The sequence below is a fragment of the Amycolatopsis sp. NPDC004772 genome, assembly GCF_053601215.1.
Genome location: NZ_JBSGBK010000101.1, coordinates 1 through 16,906 on the forward strand (window position 1 = coordinate 1; position 16,906 = coordinate 16,906).

Consider the following 16,906-nt stretch of genomic DNA (forward strand, 5'->3'; position numbering starts at 1 on the left):
CCGGGGACCCGGCCGCGGCGGCGTCCGGGGCGTTGGGCGTGGCGGGCGGGCCCGGGCTGGGGGGGAGCTGGGCCACCCCCCCCCGGGCGGCGGGGGCGCCCCCCCCGCCGCCCGCGCCGGGGTCGTCGCCGTGGTCACTTGTTGCCCGCCGCGGCCTGGTTGACGGCGGTCACGATGCCTTCGGGGGTGCCCTGGCCGGCGAACATGTTGGCCACCGCGTCGTTCAGCGCGGCGCCGACCGCCGTCGGGAAGGCCCGGTCGAAGTACATCTGCACGTACGGCGCCTTCGTGCCGTAGTCGTTGACCTGCCGGAGCACGTCGGTCTTCAGCGACTTCGCGGCCGCGGCGTTCACGGGCAGGCCGGTCCCCTTCGCGGCGAGCTCGGTCTGCACCGGCTCACTGACCAGGTACTGCAGGAAGGCCGTGCACGCCTTGGCGGCCCGGGTGGTGCAGGCGTATCCGTCACCGCCGCCGAGCGCGGCCGCCGGGTCGCCCTGGCCGCCCGCCACGGTCGGGAACGGGAACCAGCCGATCTTCGAGTCCAGGTCCTTGTCCTCGGTCAGCGACGACATCGTGCCGGGCTCCCAGTCGCCCTGCAGTTCCATCGCGGCCTTGCCGTTGGCGACCAGGCCGGCGGAGCTGCCCGCGCCCTGCTGGGCGGGTGTGCCGGCGAACCCGGTCTGGAACGGTTCGGTGGCCAGGAAGTTCTTGAGGTCCTGCCCGGCCTTCGTCCAGCACGGGTCCTCAAGCTTGACCGCCTTCACCGACTGCTGGAGCACCGCGGTCGAGCATTCGCGGATGGCGAAGTAGTTGAAGTAGAAGGCATCCGGCCAGCGGTCCTTGCCGCCGACCGAGATCGGCGCGATGTTCTTGGCCTTCAACGCCGTGACGGCGGCGTTCAGCTCGTCCATGGTCTTCGGCGGGGTGGTGATCCCCGCCTGCTGGAACAGGTCCTTGCGGTACCAGAAGCCGACGAAGTGCTGCGTGAACGGCACGCCGTACTGCTTGCCGTCGACCTGCCACTTCTCGCCGAACTTGCCGGTGGCCTGCTCGATCCACGACTTCGTGTCTTCGGTGATGTCGGCGACCTTGCCCGAGGTGATCTGCCCGGCCAGGTCGCCCGCGCCCCAGGACTGGTAGATGTCCGGCGGCTCGGCCGACTGCAGGGCGAGCGGGACCTTCGTGTTGAAGTCCTCGTTCTGCAGCGGCTGGGCCTTGATCGTGACTTCGGGGTGCGCCTTCTGGTAGTCGGCGACCACCTGGGCCCAGACCGACTTGATCGGGTCGGTGGTGCCGTTGTGCCACCAGGTCAAGGTGACCGGGCCGCTCGGCTGAGCGGGGGTTTCGCTCCCCCCGCTGCACGCGGACAGCGCCAGCGGGGCAATGGCCGCCAGGGCGGCGAGAACGGTGATCCGGCGTTTCACAAACATCGTGGGTCCACTCCTGACAGCTTCGGCCGAGTTGGACGGGGCGGCTTCCGCGCCCGGGTTGGCGAAGAGTCTGCTCCCGGGACAAATGCCGTGTCAATCGTTGTCGATAACGTTTTCTATGGCTAGTCTGAGCCGATGCAGCCCAGTTCCAGGGTGACCATCCGTGACGTCGCCGCCCGGGCCGGCGTCTCGGTGGCCACGGTTTCGAAGGTGATCAACGAGCGCTACGGCGTCTCCGCCGCGACGCTCGCGCGAGTCCGCGCCGTGATCGAAGAGCTCGGTTACGAAGCGAGCCTGGTGGCGCAGAGCCTGAGAAACCACCGGACGAACGTCATCGGCATCCTGGTCGCCGACCTCGAACCGTTCTCGACCGAGCTGCTCAAGGGAGCCGCGGACGCCATCCGCGGCAGCGGCTTCGAACTCGTCGTCTACTCCGCGGGCGGCCGCACCGGAGACCCGGTGGGCTGGGAGAAGCGCTACCTCTCCCGGCTGAGCGGCACCCTCGTCGACGGCGCCGTGCTGGTCACCCCCGCCGTCTCGCTGGAAGCGGTGCCGGGCACGCCGGTCGTCGCCGTCGACCCGCACACCGGGCCGTCGCACCTGCCGACCATCGACTCGGACAACCTGCGCGGCGCCCAGCTGGCCACCGAGCACCTGCTCGACCTGGGCCACCGGCGGATCGCGTTCCTCGCCGGCCGGCCCGACCTGCAGTCGGCCGAACTGCGGAAGACCGGGTACCTGCGGGCTCTGACGGCGGCGGGCATCGCGCCCGACGAGGACCTGATCCGGATCGGCGCCTACGACCCGGAGGTCTCCGCGGCCTCGGCGCACGCCCTGCTGACCGGCCCGGACCGGCCGACCGCGGTGTTCGCCGCGAACGACATCTCCGCCATCGCGACCGTGGGCGCGGCCCGCGAGCTCGGGCTCGCCGTGCCCGACGACCTTTCCGTGGTGGGCTTCGACAACGTGCCCGAGTCGGCGCTCTGCAGCCCGCCACTGACCACAGTGGACCAGCCGATCCGCGAGATGGGGCACCGGGCCATCCGGATGCTCATCGCGCTGATCAACGGCGACGAGGTCGAGCGGACCCACGTCACGCTCGACACCGGCCTGGTGGTGCGGCACTCCACCCGCGCCCTCCCCTGAACCTCCCCCTCCTCACTCCTCCCCAGACGAAGGGCGGACCAGCCTTGACCACGCAGCCCACCACGGCCGGAGAGCCGTGGCGCGACCCCGCGGCCGACCCGGGCGAGCGCGTCCGCGCCCTGATGGCCCGGATGACCCTGCGCGAGAAGCTCGCCCAGCTCTACGGGGTCTGGGTCGGCATCGACTCCGGCGGCGAAATGGCGCCGCACCAGCACGACTTCGTCGACGCGGCGGTGGACCTCGACGACCTGGTCCGGCACGGCATCGGGCAGCTGACCCGCGCGTTCGGCACCCGGCCGGTCGACCCGGTGATCGGCGCGCACAGCCTCGCGCGCACCCAGCGGCAGATCGTCACCAGCAGCCGGTTCGGGATTCCCGCGGTGGTGCACGAAGAATGCCTGACCGGGCTGGCCGCGTGGCAGGCGACCATCTTCCCCGCCCCGCTGTCGTGGGGCGCGACCTTCGACCCGGACCTGATCCGCCGGATGGCGGAGAAGATCGGGCGGACCATGCGGGAGATCGGGGTGCACCAGGGCCTCGCACCGGTCCTCGACGTGGCGCGCGACCTGCGCTGGGGCCGGGTCGAGGAGACCATCGGCGAGGACCCCTACCTGGTCGGGACGATCGGCAGCGCGTACGTCGCCGGGCTCGAATCGGCCGGCATCGTCGCCACGCTGAAGCACTTCGTCGGGTACTCCGCCTCACGCGCCGGGCGCAACCTGGCCCCGGTCTCGGCCGGCCCGCGCGAAATCGCCGACGTCCTGCTCCCGCCGTTCGAACAGGCCCTGCGGGCCGGCGCCCGGTCGGTGATGAACACCTACACCGACGTCGACGGCGTTCCGGGGGCCGCCGACCCGGCCCTGCTGACCGAGCTGCTGCGGGACACCTACGGCTTCGACGGCACGGTGGTCGCCGACTACTTCTCGGTGGCGTTCCTGCACCGCCTGCACGGTGTCGCGGCCGACCGCGCCGACGCCGCCCGGCAGGCGCTCACCGCGGGCATCGACGTCGAGCTGCCGACCATGGACTGCTACGGCGAGCCGCTGCTCGCCGCGGTGGAAGGGGGCGCGGTCGATGTCGCCGCCGTCGACCGCGCCCTCGAACGCGTGCTGCGCCAGAAGTGCGAGCTCGGCCTGCTCGACGCGGACTGGGCACCCGAGGTCCCCGAGGAGATCGACCTCGACGACGCCGAATCGCGGGCGCTGGCCCGCGAGGTCGCCGAGCGGTCCATCGTGCTGCTGCACAACGACGGCACGCTTCCGCTCTCCCCCGGCACCCGCGTCGCCGTGGTCGGGCCGCGCGCGGACACCCCGGGCGCGATGCTCGGCTGCTACTCGTTCCCGCTGCACGTCGGCGTCCACCACCCCGACGTGCCGTTCGGCGTCTCGGTGCCGACCGTGCTCGAGGCGCTGAGCTCCACCTACGACGTGACCTACGCGCTGGGCTGCCCGGTCACCGGTGGCGACGACGACGGGATCGCGCAGGCCGTGGCCGCGTGCGAGGACGCGTCGGTGTGTGTGGCCGTGCTGGGCGACCGGGCCGGGCTGTTCGGCGGCGGGACGTCCGGCGAAGGCTGCGACGCGGCCGACCTGCGGCTGCCGGGCCGTCAGGAGGAACTCCTGGACGCGCTGCTGGACACGGGCAAGCCGGTGGTCGTCGTGCTGCTCTCGGGACGGCCGTACGAACTGTCCCGCCAGCTGCCGCGGCTGGCCGCGGTCGTCTGCGGTTTCTACCCCGGCGAAGAAGGCGCGGGCGCGCTGGCCGACGTCCTCAGCGGCCGGCTCGACCCGGCCGGCCGGCTGCCGGTCAGCTTCCCGGCGGCCGGGGCGAGCCAGCCCTCGACCTACCTGGCCGCGCCGCTCGGCCGGCGCAGCGAGGTGTCCACAGTGGATCCTTCGCCGCTGTTCCCGTTCGGGCACGGGCTGTCCTACCGGCCGGTGACCTGGCTCGACGTCAGCGCGACGGGCTCGCTGTGGCCGACCGACGGCGTCTGCCGGGTCCGGGTGACGCTGCGCAACGACCACGGGCGCGAGGCGTCCGAAGTCGTCCAGGTCTACCTGCACGACCCGGTGGCCGAGGTGGCCCGGCCGGAGCGCCAGCTCATCGCGGCCCGCCGGGTTTCCCTGCCGCCGGGCGAAACCTGCGTCCTGGAGATCGCCCTGCACGCCGACCTGACGTCCTACACCGGCCGCGCGCGGCAGCGGCAGGTCGACCCCGGCGACGTCGAGCTGCGGGTGGGCACGTCGAGCGAACAGATCGTCACGACCCTGCACTGCACGCTGACCGGGGCACGCCGCGTCGTCGGCGCGGACCGGGTCCTGACCCCGGAGTTCTCGTTGTGAAACGTCCTTTGGTGATCTTCTGCCTGGCCGTGCTCACCGTGCTCTTCGTCGGCGCTTCCGGCCGCCCCGCCCCGTCGGGCTGGGTGGCGACGTGGACGTCGATGCCCCAGCTGACCGAGCCGGGAAACCTGCCGCCGGCGCCCTTCACCGGCACCGATCGCGTGCTCGACAACGCATCGCTGCGCGAGACGGCGCAGGTGACGGTGGGCGGCCCGCGGATCCGGCTGCGGTTCTCCAACGCCTTCGGCGGCGCGCCGCTGCCGCTGACCGCGGTGACGGTGGCGCGCCCGGTCGCCGGCGCGGCGGGCGTCTCCTCCGTGGTGCCGGGCAGCGTCCTCCCGGTGACCTTCCACGGCAAGCCGTCGACCACGGTGCCGCAGGGCGCGCAGGTCGTGTCGGACCCGCTGCCGTTCCCGGTGCGGTCGCTGGAGAACATCGCGGTGACGGCGTACCTGGCGCACGGCCAGGCCTCGACGTCGATCACCTCGCACCCGGGCTCGCGCACGACGTCGTACCTCCTGGCCGGCAACCACGTCTCCGACCTCGAACTGCCGGGCGCGACCCCGGTCGACCACTGGTACTTCCTCAGCGGCATCGAGGTGCTGTCCCCGGCGTCCGCGGTGGCGGTGATCGGCGACTCGATCTCCGACGGCCGCGGCTCGACGACCAACGGCAACGACCGCTGGCCGAACGTGCTCGCCGCGCGCCTGCACGGGGTGTCCGTGGTGAACCAGGCGGCGGGCGGCAACCGCGTCCTGCAGGACGGCCTCGGCCCGAACGTGCTGGCCCGCCTGGACCGCGATCTGCTGTCCACCAGCGGGGTTTCCTGGGCCATCGTGTTCGAGGGCGTCAACGACATCGGCACGGCCACCCCGGAGGCCGCCGCCGACGTGGCGGCGCAGCTGATCGACGCCTACGACCAGATCCTCGTCCGCGCCCACGCCCAGGACATCCAGGTGTACGGCGCGACGATCACGCCGTTCGGCGGCAACACCGGCTACGACGACCCGGCCCGGGAAGAAGCACGTCAGCGCGTCAACGCGTGGATCCGCCAGCCGGGCCACTTCGACGCGCTGCTGGACTTCGACAAGGTGGCCCGCGACCCGGCGAAGCCGGCCCAGCTGCTGCCCGCCTACGACGTCGGCGACCACCTGCACCTCAACCCGGCGGGGTACCAGGCCCTCGGGTCCAGCGTTCCGGCCGTCCTTTTCCGGAAATGACCGCAGAATAGTCAAGCGCCAAAAAGAAGACAATTCCAGGACGTACCTCCCGCCGCGTGATCACCGACCGCCGAACGCGGTCTGACGGACCGTGATCGGCCGGATATCTGTTGGGACACAAGCGAGTCTCGAAGACGGGGGCCCGTGACGCACGTCACGGGCCGTCCCCTAACATGTCGCCCGTCTGCTGTCCCCACAGGTAGTCGTCGCTCCCGGAAAGGGAAAACATGTCCGACGTCATCAACAGCATCTTCGGCCGCCCCAAGAACGAAACCGCCGGCGCGGGCGGGTACTCCTACGGCGCGGCCGAGCCCGCCCCGGAGGTCGCCGAGGCGCCCGCCGAAAGCGCTCCCGAGACCGACGAGGCGACGGTTGCCGAGGAGGCGGATTCCGCAACCGACAGCGAAACCGCCGCGGAAACCGCCGAAGACGAAGCCGCTGACAGCGACCAGGCCGAGTCCGCCGAGGAGTCCGAAGCCGACGAGGCCGAGGCTGACGAGAGCGACGAGGACGTCACCGGGACCGACGAGGAGGCGGCCGCCGAGGACACCGAAGGGGACGACACCGACTCGGACACGGTCGAGTACGCCGCCGAAGCCGAGCCGGTGGCCGAGACTGTTGCGGCTGAGCCGGTCGCAGAGGCCGCCGAGACCGAGCCGGTCGCCGAGACCGTCGAGACCGAGCCGGTCGCGGAGACCGAGCCGGTGGCCGAAGCCGCCCCGGTCGTGGTGGCCGCCGAGACCGAAGCGGCCGCGGCCCGGCCCGCCGCGGGCAGCCGCGGCAGCACCACGATCGCCGACGGCGTCGTCGGCAAGATCGTCGTGCGGATCGCCGCGCAGACCGAAGGCGTGCACAGCGTCGCCGAGGACGGCATCACGGTCGAGCTCGCCGACGACGTCGCCTGGGTCACCATCCCCGTGGTGGTCGAGTTCGGCCACGCGGTGAAGGCGCTGGGCGAGCAGATCCGCGTCGCGGTGATCGACGCGGTCGAGCAGTACCTGGGTCTCGACGTCGAGGTCGTCGACGTCCACGTCACCGACATCCACTTCCCCGAAGCGGACTGATCCCCGCCGTGCCCGGTCCCGGACGCGGGGCCGGGCACCCGGCGCGGCCGCCGGACTCCCCCGCCGGGGTGAAGCGTTCCGAGCACGCCGCCTCCGAGAACCCCGGCGTTCCCATCCCTGATTGCGCACGGGCAGCACGCTGCCACTCGTTCGTGTGGGTCACCGCGGCCACGCTTCACCGGAACCGGGCGCCGCGGTCACGCGAAGTCGATCTTCCCGGCTCGGTAAAGGTTTTCCCGGCCGGGCCGCCGTTATCGGACCGGTACCCCCGGGCGCTGTTACCGTTCCGCCGCCCTGGTCGGCGTCCCCACCCACGCCCCGGCCGAGGCCTCTCCCGGGCGGCTTTCCGTTGCCGTCCGGCACTTCCGGAGAAAAGGCGACAGTTGACCCCGCTGAACCACCCCGGCGCGCCCGCGCCGGAAACGCCCGACTGGCACGTCACCGCGTTCCGCGGACCGCAGCCGGGCGAAGACGGCCACCCGCTGCTCGACGCCGTCCGCGCGCTGCGTGCCCGCATCCTGTTCGACCACGGCCGCCGTCCGGCGTTCCTCCGCCCGGACGGCACCCACACCGACGACCAGGAGCTGGACTTCGGCGCCTGGCACTTCCTCGCGCGGCGCAGCCCCGGCGGCCCGCCGCTGGGGTACATCCGGCTGTCCACACCGGACTCGGGCGTGCTGTTCCAGTCCCGCGACTTCCTCGGCGACGAGCGCTACGAGGAACTCCTGGCCGCCGAGGGCTTCGCGGCCGGGGAGGTGTTCGAGCACAGCAGGCTCGTCGTCGAGCACCGCGCCCGCAAGCTCGGTCTCGGGCTCCACCTCAACGCGCTGGCGATCGGCGCGGCCCACCACCTGGGCGCCCGGGCGATGATCGGCACCTCCGGCACGAAGGACGGCCAGGACCGGTTCCACGAACGGTTCGGGTTCCGGCCCGTCACCGGCACCCGCCGGTACGTCCCGCAGTACACCGAAGACGTCGTGATCATGCTGCACCGCGTCGCCGACGGCGGCGGGCGGCAGCACGACCTGGTCACCCGGCTGCGCGACGAATTCCCCGTCATCGCGGCGGCGGGGGCGGCCCCGCTGCTGCCCGCGCCGCCGGTGCGCCGCGGGGCACCGGTCACCCCGTCCGGCGCCGCCTCGCCCGACCGGGAGACGTACCGGCCGGTCCTGCACACCGCCGCCGACGTCGGCGCGCTGCTCGCGTCCGGGAACGTCCGCGAACTGCACGACACGATCGACGACCAGCTCACCGAACTGGTCCGCAGCCGCGAACCGGCGTGCCGCGACCGCGGCGAGATCGAACGCAAGAAGCGGGAGCAACTGGCCGGCGCGCCGCCGTGGGAGTACGGCACGTGGGCGTGGTACCCGTGGTCCGGGCGGCTGGTGCACGTGCTGCCGCGCGAGGAGTTCCGGCTGGTCCGCACCGACCGCAACCGGGGCCGCATCGAACGGCCCGACCAGCGGCGGCTGTTCGGCAAGCGGATCGGCGTCATCGGCCTGTCGGTCGGCAACAGCGCGGCGCTGACGTTGGCGCTCGAAGGCATCGGCGGTGCGTTCCGGCTGGCCGACTTCGACGACTTCGGCTTGTCCAATCTGAACCGGTTGCGCGGCGGGGTGCACGAGCTCGGCGTCAACAAGGCGGTGCTGTCGGCCCGGCAGCTGGCCGAGATCGACCCGTACCTCGACGTCGAGATCGAGCCGGCCGGGCTGACCCCGGAGACCATCGAGCGGTTCTTCGCCGGTGGTCTCGACCTCCTCGTCGAAGAGTGCGACACGCCGTGGGTGAAGATCGCGGCCCGCGAGTACGCCCGCGACCTCGGCATCCCGGTCGTGATGGACTGCAACGACCGCGGCATGCTCGACGTCGAGCGCTTCGACCGCGAGCCCGACCGGCCCCTGCTGCACGGGCTGCTCGGCGACGTCAAGTCGGTCGATCTGCTGGAGCCGGCGCCGGCGGCCAGGACCGAGCTGATCCTGGCCATGGTGGACGCGGACCGGATCAGCCCGGAGCTGAAGGCGTCGTTCGGCGAACTGGGCCGCACGCTGAGCAGCTGGCCCCAGCTCGCGTCCGGCGTGGCCCTCGGTGGCGCGTTGTGCGGCGAGGCCGCCCGCCGCATCCTGCTCGGCCTGCCGTGCGAGTCCGGCCGCTTCTACACCGATCTCGAACAGCAGCTGCACCCGTCGCGCAACGTCTACGCGGGCGGGACGGCGTGAGCGCGCTGGCCGTTCCGCTGGCGATCACGGGCACCGGCGTGCACCTGCCACCGGAGGTCGTCACCAACGCCGAACTGACGGCGACGCTGGACACCTCGGACGAGTGGATCGTCGGCCGCACCGGGATCCGGACCCGCCGCCGCCTGGCCGCGGACCGCAGGACCTCGGACATGTGCGCGGCCGCCGCCCGCCCCGCGCTCGCGGCGGCCGGCGTCTCCGCTCGCGACGTCGACGCGGTCATCGTCGGGACGTACACCCCCGACCAGCCGTTGCCCTCGACGGCGCTGATCGTCAAGGAGCTGCTGGGCACCGACCGGGCGCTCGCCCTCGACGTCACCCAGGCGGCGTGCGCCAACGGGGTCCAGGCCCTGTTCCTGGCCGCGCACCTGCTGCAGACCTCGGCGGCCCGCACGGTCCTGGTGGTGGCGGCGGACTGCGCGTCCCGCGTGACGGACCCGGCGGACCGCACGACGAGGGTGTTCTTCGGTGACGCGGCGGGCGCGGCGGTCCTCACCCGGGCCGCCCCGGGCGCCGGCCTGCTGGGCTGGGACTTCGGCGCGGAACTGTCCTACGAGGTGGAAATCCCGGCGCCCGGCGCCTCCCTGAAGATGAACGGCCGGGCGGTGTGGGACACGGCGACGCGCTGCCTGCCGGACAGCATCCTGCGTGCGCTGGACGACGCGCACGTGCCGGTGGACGAGGTGAGCCACTTCTTCCTGCACCAGGCGAACCTGAACATCCTGACGGCGGCGCTGGACAAGCTGGGCGTGTCCCGGTCCCGTGCCCCGATCACGGTGGACAGCCTGGGCAACACGGGATCGGCGGGGGTGTTCACGGCCCTGCACGCCCGGTTCGCCTCGGGCGAGGTGCGTCCGGGCGACACGTACGTGGTGTCGTCGATCGGCGCCGGCTTCCAGTGGGGCACGTTGTGCTTCCGCCACGGCTGAGCTGAGGGTGGCTCCGGCTTCCGCGCCGGAGCCGCCCGCGTCACCGGACCCGGTAGCGCAGGTGGAGCACGCCCTGGTCGTCGAGGCGGCGGACGAGCTCGAGCTCCGCCTTGGTGCCGTCGAACAACCGCCGTCCTTCGCCGAGGAGCACCGGGACGACGTGCAGTTCCAGTTCGTCCAGCAGACCCGCGGCCAGCAACGCTTGCGCGGCCCCGGCCCCGTGCACCATCACCGCGCGATCACCGGCCGCGGCACGAGCTTCTTCCGCCGCCGCGGTGACGTCGGTGAAGAACCGCGCGCTGCCCGGCGGGGTGTCGGTGGGATCGATGTGGTGGGTGAGCACGTGGATCGGCACCCCGTCGTGGTGGTCGCCGCCCCACCGGCCGGCCAGCTCGAAGGTCCGGCGGCCGGAGATGAGCGCGCCGGTCGCCAGCGCCTCCCGGTAGATCTGCGCGCTGGCGCCGTCCCCGTGCCGGTGGTCCATCCAGTCGAACAGCCGGCCACCACCGCGGCCCAGCTCCTGGCCGGGCCGATCCTCCGGCCCGGCCACGAAGCCGTCGAGGGACATGGTCATGTAGAGGCGGATCATCGGGAACTCCTCCGGTCGGTTTCACTACCGACGCGTCGAACGAGCCCCGTCCGGATCGACGGCCCGCGCGATCACCTCCTCCAGCCGCAACGGGCCGGCCGGGTGGTGGGACAGGCACAGCGGCGTCGCCACCCGGCGGAACCCGAACGCCTCCCCCGCCACGTAGAACTGCGCTCGCTCGAGCCGGGAGATGTCCGCGACCGGACTGCCCTTCGCGCGGGCCAGCTCGGTGGCCGCCGCGATCTGGGCCGGGCTGTTGAGCCGGCCGAAGAACTGCGTCATCGCGTTGCCGACCACCTGGTTGTGCAGCCCCTTGGGGGCCTGGGTGGCGAACAGCAGGCCGAGGCCGTACTTGCGGGCCTGGGAAGCGAGGACGATCGTGCTGCGCGTGCTCGCCGTGAGACTCCCCGACGACGCCAGCGTCTGGGCTTCGTCCATCACGAACAGCGCGCCCAGCGGCCGGTCGCCCGCGGGGTGGCGTTTGATCCAGGCGAACAGTTCCATCTGCAGCTGGTTGACGAAGTTCTGCCGCTGTTCTTCGGCGGGCAGCCCGACGAAGCTGATCACCGAGACACGAGCGCGTTTGCCCTCGGCCGGCGTGAGCAGCGTGCCCGGATCGACCGGCTCGCCACCGCCGGCGAAGAGCGGATCGTTGACCATCGCGGCCTTGAGGACTTCGGCCAGGTCGGCGGCGATCCGCTTGGCGTCGTTGAGGGTGCTGACGTCCTCGGGCAGGTCGGACAGGAGCTCGACGAGCTCCGGCAGGCTGCGCGACCCGGTCCGCGCGTGGTGGACGACGGCCTGCCGGAGCACCGCGAGCCCGATGCCGGCCTTCGCGGTGCTCCCGGTGAGCCGCGCCTGAGGGGCCAGCGTCGCCACGGCCACCTCGACGGCGGCGGTGAACTCGTCGGTGTCGTCGAGGACGCCGGCGAAGTCGGGCAGGGGCCGGAAGGCCAGCGGCCGCCCGGTCACCCGCCCCGGCGTCCAGACGACGACGTCGGTCTCGGCGAGGTACTGCTGGGCGAGCTCGGCGTCACCGTTCCGCCAGCCGCCCGGCGGCTCGGGCCAGGCGTCCCCGAGGCGCGCGAGGTCGTTGTTGGGGTCCAGGACGATCGCGGAGACGCCGAGGAGCGCGCATTCCTCGATGATCCGCCGCAGCAGTACGGTTTTCCCGGATCCGGAACCGGCGAAGACGGCGGCGTGCTTGCGCAAGGCGGAAAGCTCGATCCGCACGGGCTCACCGGAGCCGACGACGGTCCCGAGCGTGATCTCCCCTTCGGCGGGCGGCGGGTGGGTGGCTTCACCGGGCCGCTGTTCGCCCGGCTTCTCGGGCAGCACGGCGGACAGCAGCTCGGACCGGCTGGCGGGCCGCCGGTCGTACAGCCACTCGTGCAGCTCCCGGCCGCCGTTGGCGAGCAGCTTCTGCAACGCCCAGAAGGTCCGCACGTCGGCGTCGGACAGCCGGATCGTCCGGCCGCCGGCGGCCGTGAACTTCTCGACCTCTTCGCGGGTCTTGGCCCCGCGCCCCCAGGCGTCCCGGAGGATGACGAGGTGCCGGTTGTCCACGCCCTGGCGCTGTCCCGCCTCGGACCGCGCCTTGCGGAACCGGCTCAGCGCCGCCCGCGGGTCGCGGGCCGCGATCGCCCGGAACACCCAGTGCTCCTGCAGGTCCGCGGTTTCGTCGAGGGTCCGGGTCAGCCAGGCGTGCACCTCGCTCAGCCCGGCCTGGCGCTCACAGGACCACTCCATGTCGTCGTCGCCGACCTCGGTGACCCAGCACCGCAGGGCGGCCGACAGCAGCCCCGGCATCATCCGATCCACGATCGACTCGCCGAGCAGCTTCCCGGGATCGACCTCCGCCTGCAGCTTCTCGAACTCGGCGTCGAGCTCGGCGAACCGGTCGTTCTCGACCTCGGTGCGCGGGGGCGCGACCGGCACCGGAGCCTTCTCGTCGAAGGAGGTGAGCTCCCGGACCTGCCCGGCCCGCAGGCACCCGTCGATGTGCGCGCCGATGCGCTTGAGCAGTTCCCGCGGCGTCCATTGTTCCCAGGGACCCTCGAACGCCACCGGCGCCACCGGCCAGGTCGGGTGCGGCGGGGTGAAGCCCATCGACTCGTACGCCACCCCGAGCCGCTTCTCGACCAGCGCCCGGCCCAGTGCGGCATCGGTGATCCGGCCCAGCGTCACCGTTTCCCGGAACCGGTCGGGGACGGTGCCCGCCGCCTTCGACCGGATCTGCTCCCAGGTGGACGGCAGGCAGGCCAGCACGGTGAGAGTCTTGTGGGTGACTTCGCGCAGGCCCATCAGCCCGTCGGCGATCTGCGCCACGAGCAGGTCGTCGCCGACGCCGTCCCCCAGCATGCCCTGCTTCGACCGCGCGACCAGCGTGTCGAGCTGGTCGACGGCGATCACGACCGGCCCGGTGAGAGCGAGCAGCCGCGTGATCTCCTGGACGAGAACCCGGGCGGGTTTCGGTCGCGAGTAGATGTTCCACTGCCGGGCTTCGGAAGTCAGTTCGGTGTCGCCGTCGAGGTAGTCCTCGCCGATGTACTTGGCGCCGCGGTCCCGGCTCGCGATGAGCACGAGGGCCCGCGCGGTGTCCCCGCATTCGTCGGCGACCATCTCGTCGAGCGACCCGACCCCGTCGACGAAGGCCTCCACGTCCCCGGCGGTCAGCCCGCGGCCGCGCCGGATCCTCGCCTCGACTTCGGCGTCGACATGGGCCCGCAGGCACACCCGGAGCAGGAAACGCCGCAGTTGCGACTCACCCGAATCGTCCGGGCGGGCCAGCCCACGGCGCAACGCCTCGGCCGTGTTGTCCCAGAACGCTTCGGCCGCGGTGACGTCGTCGAGGAAGAAGTAGCCGCGCGCGCGGTGGACCCGGCGCCGGACGAGACCGAGCAGATGGGTCTTGCCGACCCCTTTCAGCCCGCGCATGACGAGCCCGATCGGGCTGGGCCCGTCACTGGCGACGGCATCGCGGATGCCGGTGTCGAGGGCCGCGAGCGCGTCGGCGTGCAGACCGTCCACGTGGTAGGGCGAGTCCCGCCAGACGTGATCGGGGGTGTCCGCCCAGTCGAAGCTCAGCGTCGCGAGTGCTTTGAGCTCGTCCATGATCACGCCTCGAACGAAACGAAGTGGTTGTCCTCGCCGCCGATGCGGATCGCCGCCGCGTGATCGGCCGGCTCGAGGGCCTTGCGGTTGTCCTCCGGGACCAGGTGCACCTTCCCGGTGCGGCTCAGCTCCTTGAGCACCGCATCGACTTCCGCGGCCGGCGCGCCGAGTTTCGGCCGCAGGTCGACCAGCCCGACCCAGCCGCGCGGCTCCTTCACGAGTTCGCGATAGGCGACCCGGATGCGCTCCTCCAGATCGGCCGGCGGCTTACCGTTCGCACCCGGCGCCGGACCGAAGATCTCGAAGAGCCGCTTGTTCTCGCGCTCCAGATACTCCCCCAGCCCACCGAGGATCACGTACAGCGCCGTGGCCAGCGGGCTCTGCCCCCGTTGCGGCGGCGGACCGCCCGCCGCCAGTTCGGTTTCGCACCAGGCCCAGCCGCTGTCGCTCAGCACGTGGACGTAACTCCGCTTCGGCCCGGTCCGGTCGCTGTCCACGTAGCCGAGCTTGTTCAGCCCCGTGCGTTCGGTGCCGGTGAGCGTGAAGCCGACCAGCTCCGCCAGCTCCTGGTTGGGCACCTCGCGGCCCAGCACCATCAGCGTGAACATCGCCGCGGTCTGTTTGTGTCCCAAGCGGTCGGTCATCCGACTTCCTTCCGGTGGTTCGCCTTCGTCGCGGTCTGGGCGAGCGTGCGCAGCAGCAGGTCGATCGACCGGCGGGTGTCCGCGAGGATCGGGGTCGGGACGCTGCTCGGGGAACGGGGCCGGGCCGCCACCGCCAGGTCCGCGGCCAGTTCGTCGACCTGGCGGTCGTCGCCCGCTTCGACCGTCGCCTGCAGGTGCGTCACCAGCTCGTCGACCAGGACCCAGCGGGAGGGGCTCAGCCGTGCTCCGCGGACCTGGGCGAGCAGCGCCGGAAGGGGTGAGTCCTCCTCGGCCGGCGGGGTCCCGCCGCGGAGCTGGGCGACCAGGTCCTGGGCGACGCCGGCCGGGCCGCGGGCGCCGAGCCGCAGGTAGCGGAGGTTGCCGACGTACCCGGAGAGCCCGGCCGCCTCGGTGCCCGGCGTCAGGATCGGGATCACGCGGCGGTCCTGGCCGAGCGACCGCTGGAGGAAGAGCTCGACTTCGGCCTGCTGCCAGCGGCTCACCTTGCCGTCGACGATCAGGCACAGGTGCCGGGCGTCGTCCTCGGTCCGCTCCAGCAGCGACTGGTCGCCCGACAGCGACTTCACCGCCCGGACGCCCAGCTTCCCCAGTTCCGCGATCAGCTCACCGCCGGGCTGGACGAACGGCCGCGGGATGCTGACCCGCAGTTCGTGCTTGAACTTCCGGTGGCTCGCGCGCACGGCGGCCACGTACGCATCGCGGTTCTCCGCCAGCAGTTCCGTGCGGTCGAGCCGGTAGGCGATCACCGCCGCCACGGTTTCGAGGGCGAAGCCGATCTGGTCCGCGCTCGGCGTCTTCTCCGACAGCACCGGCAGCTGCTCGCCGAAACTCCAGTACGACACGTACGGCAGCGTCAGGTGCCGCGACATCGTCTCCGGGGCGACACTCTGGTCGAGCCACGCCCGGTACAGCTCGGCCGTCTCCGCGACGACCGTCTTCCGCCACTCCTCCGACCGGCCGTACTCCTCCCGGCTGTCGAAGCGCGACAGGACCGGCAGCACCGTCAGCCGCGAGCGGTCGTAGGGCAGCAGGTTCCGCGCCCGGTCCGCGCGTCCGGCGAGGTCCATCGCCCCGCGGATGCTCTGCTGGTTCGCCGTGAACAGCACCACGAGGTGGTCCGGCAGGTGCGCGGTGCAGATGCTGCCGATGTCGGAGATCCCGGTGCGGCTGTCGATGAGGACGAAGTCGTAGTCGTTCGTCCACTGCTCGCGGCACTTCTCGAGGTATTCGCCGAACCCCTCGTCGTACAGGCCTTCCCAGTCGATCGCCTGGACCTGCCCGATGTAGCCCTCGTCTTCGCGCCCGGCGGCGATGAAGTCGAGCGCGCCGGCCTTCCGCAGCCTCAGCACGTGGGCTTCCGGGGCGAACCGGCCTTCCCGGAAGCCGGTGACGAGGTCGACCACACCACCGCGGGGCTTGCCCGGCAGCCGCGGCCGGAAGTAGTCGCCGAGGCCGGGGGCTTCCAGGTCCCAGTCCAGGCAGAGCACCCGGTGCCCCCAGCGGGCGAGCAGCACGGCGATGTTCGCCAGCGTGAAGCTGCGGCCGACGCCGCCCTTGTAGGAGTAGAAGGTGAACACCGACCCCGGCATCCGTCAGAACCTCGGCATCCGCGCCGTGGGGGACGGCTCGGGGGCCGGGGTGTCCACCGGCCAGTCCGCCCGCCAGTCCGGCGCTCGTTCGATGAGCTCCTCGAGTTCGCCGGCGATCTCGGTGATCTTGCGGTTGAAGTCGAGGTACGCCGGCGCGGCCTGGAAGTGTTCGAAGGGGTGGTTCCACTGCTGCAGGTCACGCATGCGCCGCTCGTGGGCCCATCCCGGGAAGTTCCGGGAGTCGCAGAAGATCACCGGGTAGATCAGCGGCCGCGTGCGCGTGGTCAGCGCTTCCCGCTTGGCCATGGAATGCCACTCGGCCAGGCACCATTCGTCCCGGAAGTACTTCGGCGAGCACACCGGCACCAGCACCCGGGTGCGCAGCAACGCGGTGCGCACCTCCCCCGCCCAGCTCGCGCCGGTGCGGACCTGGTCGTCGCAGAAAATCCGGACGTCCCGGTAGAAGTTGTTGTCGAGCACTTCGGCCAGCCGGGGCCGGAAATGATTCTTCACCCACGCCGAAATGTCCCGGCCGGCGCGTTGATAGCTGATGAACACGTCGTACTCGTACACGCGTGCTTTCG

The 16,906-nt window shown here is 72.1% G+C and carries 12 protein-coding genes; 6 read left to right on the forward strand and 6 right to left on the reverse strand.

Annotation, left to right across the window (positions count from 1 at the left end):
* Positions 1-134: 134 nt before the first annotated feature.
* On the reverse strand, positions 135-1,430 hold the full coding sequence (locus ACWEF6_RS37240) for an extracellular solute-binding protein (RefSeq protein WP_449687257.1): 1,296 nt from the start codon (positions 1,428-1,430) through the stop codon (positions 135-137).
* Positions 1,431-1,565: 135 nt separating this feature from the next.
* Here ACWEF6_RS37240 and ACWEF6_RS37245 point away from each other — a divergent pair, with 135 nt between their 5' ends.
* From ACWEF6_RS37245 to ACWEF6_RS37270, 6 genes are all read left to right on the forward strand, one after another.
* Complete coding sequence (locus ACWEF6_RS37245) at positions 1,566-2,576, forward strand: LacI family DNA-binding transcriptional regulator (RefSeq protein ID WP_449687258.1); 1,011 nt, start codon at positions 1,566-1,568, stop codon at positions 2,574-2,576.
* A gap of 44 nt (positions 2,577-2,620) precedes the next feature.
* A complete protein-coding gene (locus ACWEF6_RS37250) occupies positions 2,621-4,918 on the forward strand; it encodes a beta-xylosidase/alpha-l-arabinosidase (protein ID WP_449687259.1) in 2,298 nt (765 codons plus the stop codon).
* Entirely contained in the window at positions 4,915-6,138 is a 1,224-nt protein-coding gene (locus tag ACWEF6_RS37255) for an SGNH/GDSL hydrolase family protein (protein ID WP_449687260.1), read from the forward strand. Before ACWEF6_RS37250 ends, ACWEF6_RS37255 begins: the two co-directional genes overlap by 4 nt.
* Positions 6,139-6,365: 227 nt before the next feature.
* Positions 6,366-7,202 carry an Asp23/Gls24 family envelope stress response protein gene (locus tag ACWEF6_RS37260; RefSeq protein WP_449687261.1) on the forward strand — a complete coding sequence of 279 codons (837 nt, stop codon included), beginning with the start codon at positions 6,366-6,368 and terminating at the stop codon, positions 7,200-7,202.
* A gap of 383 nt (positions 7,203-7,585) precedes the next feature.
* Positions 7,586-9,418, forward strand: coding sequence for a ThiF family adenylyltransferase (locus ACWEF6_RS37265; RefSeq protein WP_449687262.1), 1,833 nt, complete (start codon positions 7,586-7,588; stop codon positions 9,416-9,418).
* Entirely contained in the window at positions 9,415-10,365 is a 951-nt protein-coding gene (locus ACWEF6_RS37270; protein ID WP_449687263.1) for a 3-oxoacyl-ACP synthase III family protein, read from the forward strand. Before ACWEF6_RS37265 ends, ACWEF6_RS37270 begins: the two co-directional genes overlap by 4 nt.
* Positions 10,366-10,405: 40 nt before the next feature.
* Here ACWEF6_RS37270 and ACWEF6_RS37275 read toward each other — a convergent pair whose 3' ends face one another.
* The 5 genes from ACWEF6_RS37275 to ACWEF6_RS37295 are packed head-to-tail and all read right to left on the reverse strand — an operon-like array spanning position 10,406 to position 16,895.
* Positions 10,406-10,954 carry a dihydrofolate reductase family protein gene (locus ACWEF6_RS37275; protein WP_449687264.1) on the reverse strand — a complete coding sequence of 183 codons (549 nt, stop codon included), beginning with the start codon at positions 10,952-10,954 and terminating at the stop codon, positions 10,406-10,408.
* Between the two features lie 24 nt (positions 10,955-10,978).
* Entirely contained in the window at positions 10,979-14,068 is a 3,090-nt protein-coding gene (locus ACWEF6_RS37280; RefSeq protein ID WP_449687265.1) for an ATP-binding protein, read from the reverse strand.
* A gap of 2 nt (positions 14,069-14,070) precedes the next feature.
* Positions 14,071-14,712: a hypothetical protein gene (locus ACWEF6_RS37285; protein WP_449687266.1), complete on the reverse strand. Its 642-nt coding sequence runs from the start codon at positions 14,710-14,712 to the stop codon at positions 14,071-14,073.
* Complete coding sequence (locus tag ACWEF6_RS37290) at positions 14,709-16,322, reverse strand: CATRA system-associated protein (protein WP_449687267.1); 1,614 nt, start codon at positions 16,320-16,322, stop codon at positions 14,709-14,711. The genes ACWEF6_RS37285 and ACWEF6_RS37290 overlap by 4 nt, the downstream gene beginning before the upstream one ends.
* Positions 16,323-16,325: 3 nt before the next feature.
* A complete protein-coding gene (locus tag ACWEF6_RS37295) occupies positions 16,326-16,895 on the reverse strand; it encodes a TIR domain-containing protein (RefSeq protein WP_449687268.1) in 570 nt (189 codons plus the stop codon).
* Between the last annotated feature and the right edge of the window lie 11 nt (positions 16,896-16,906).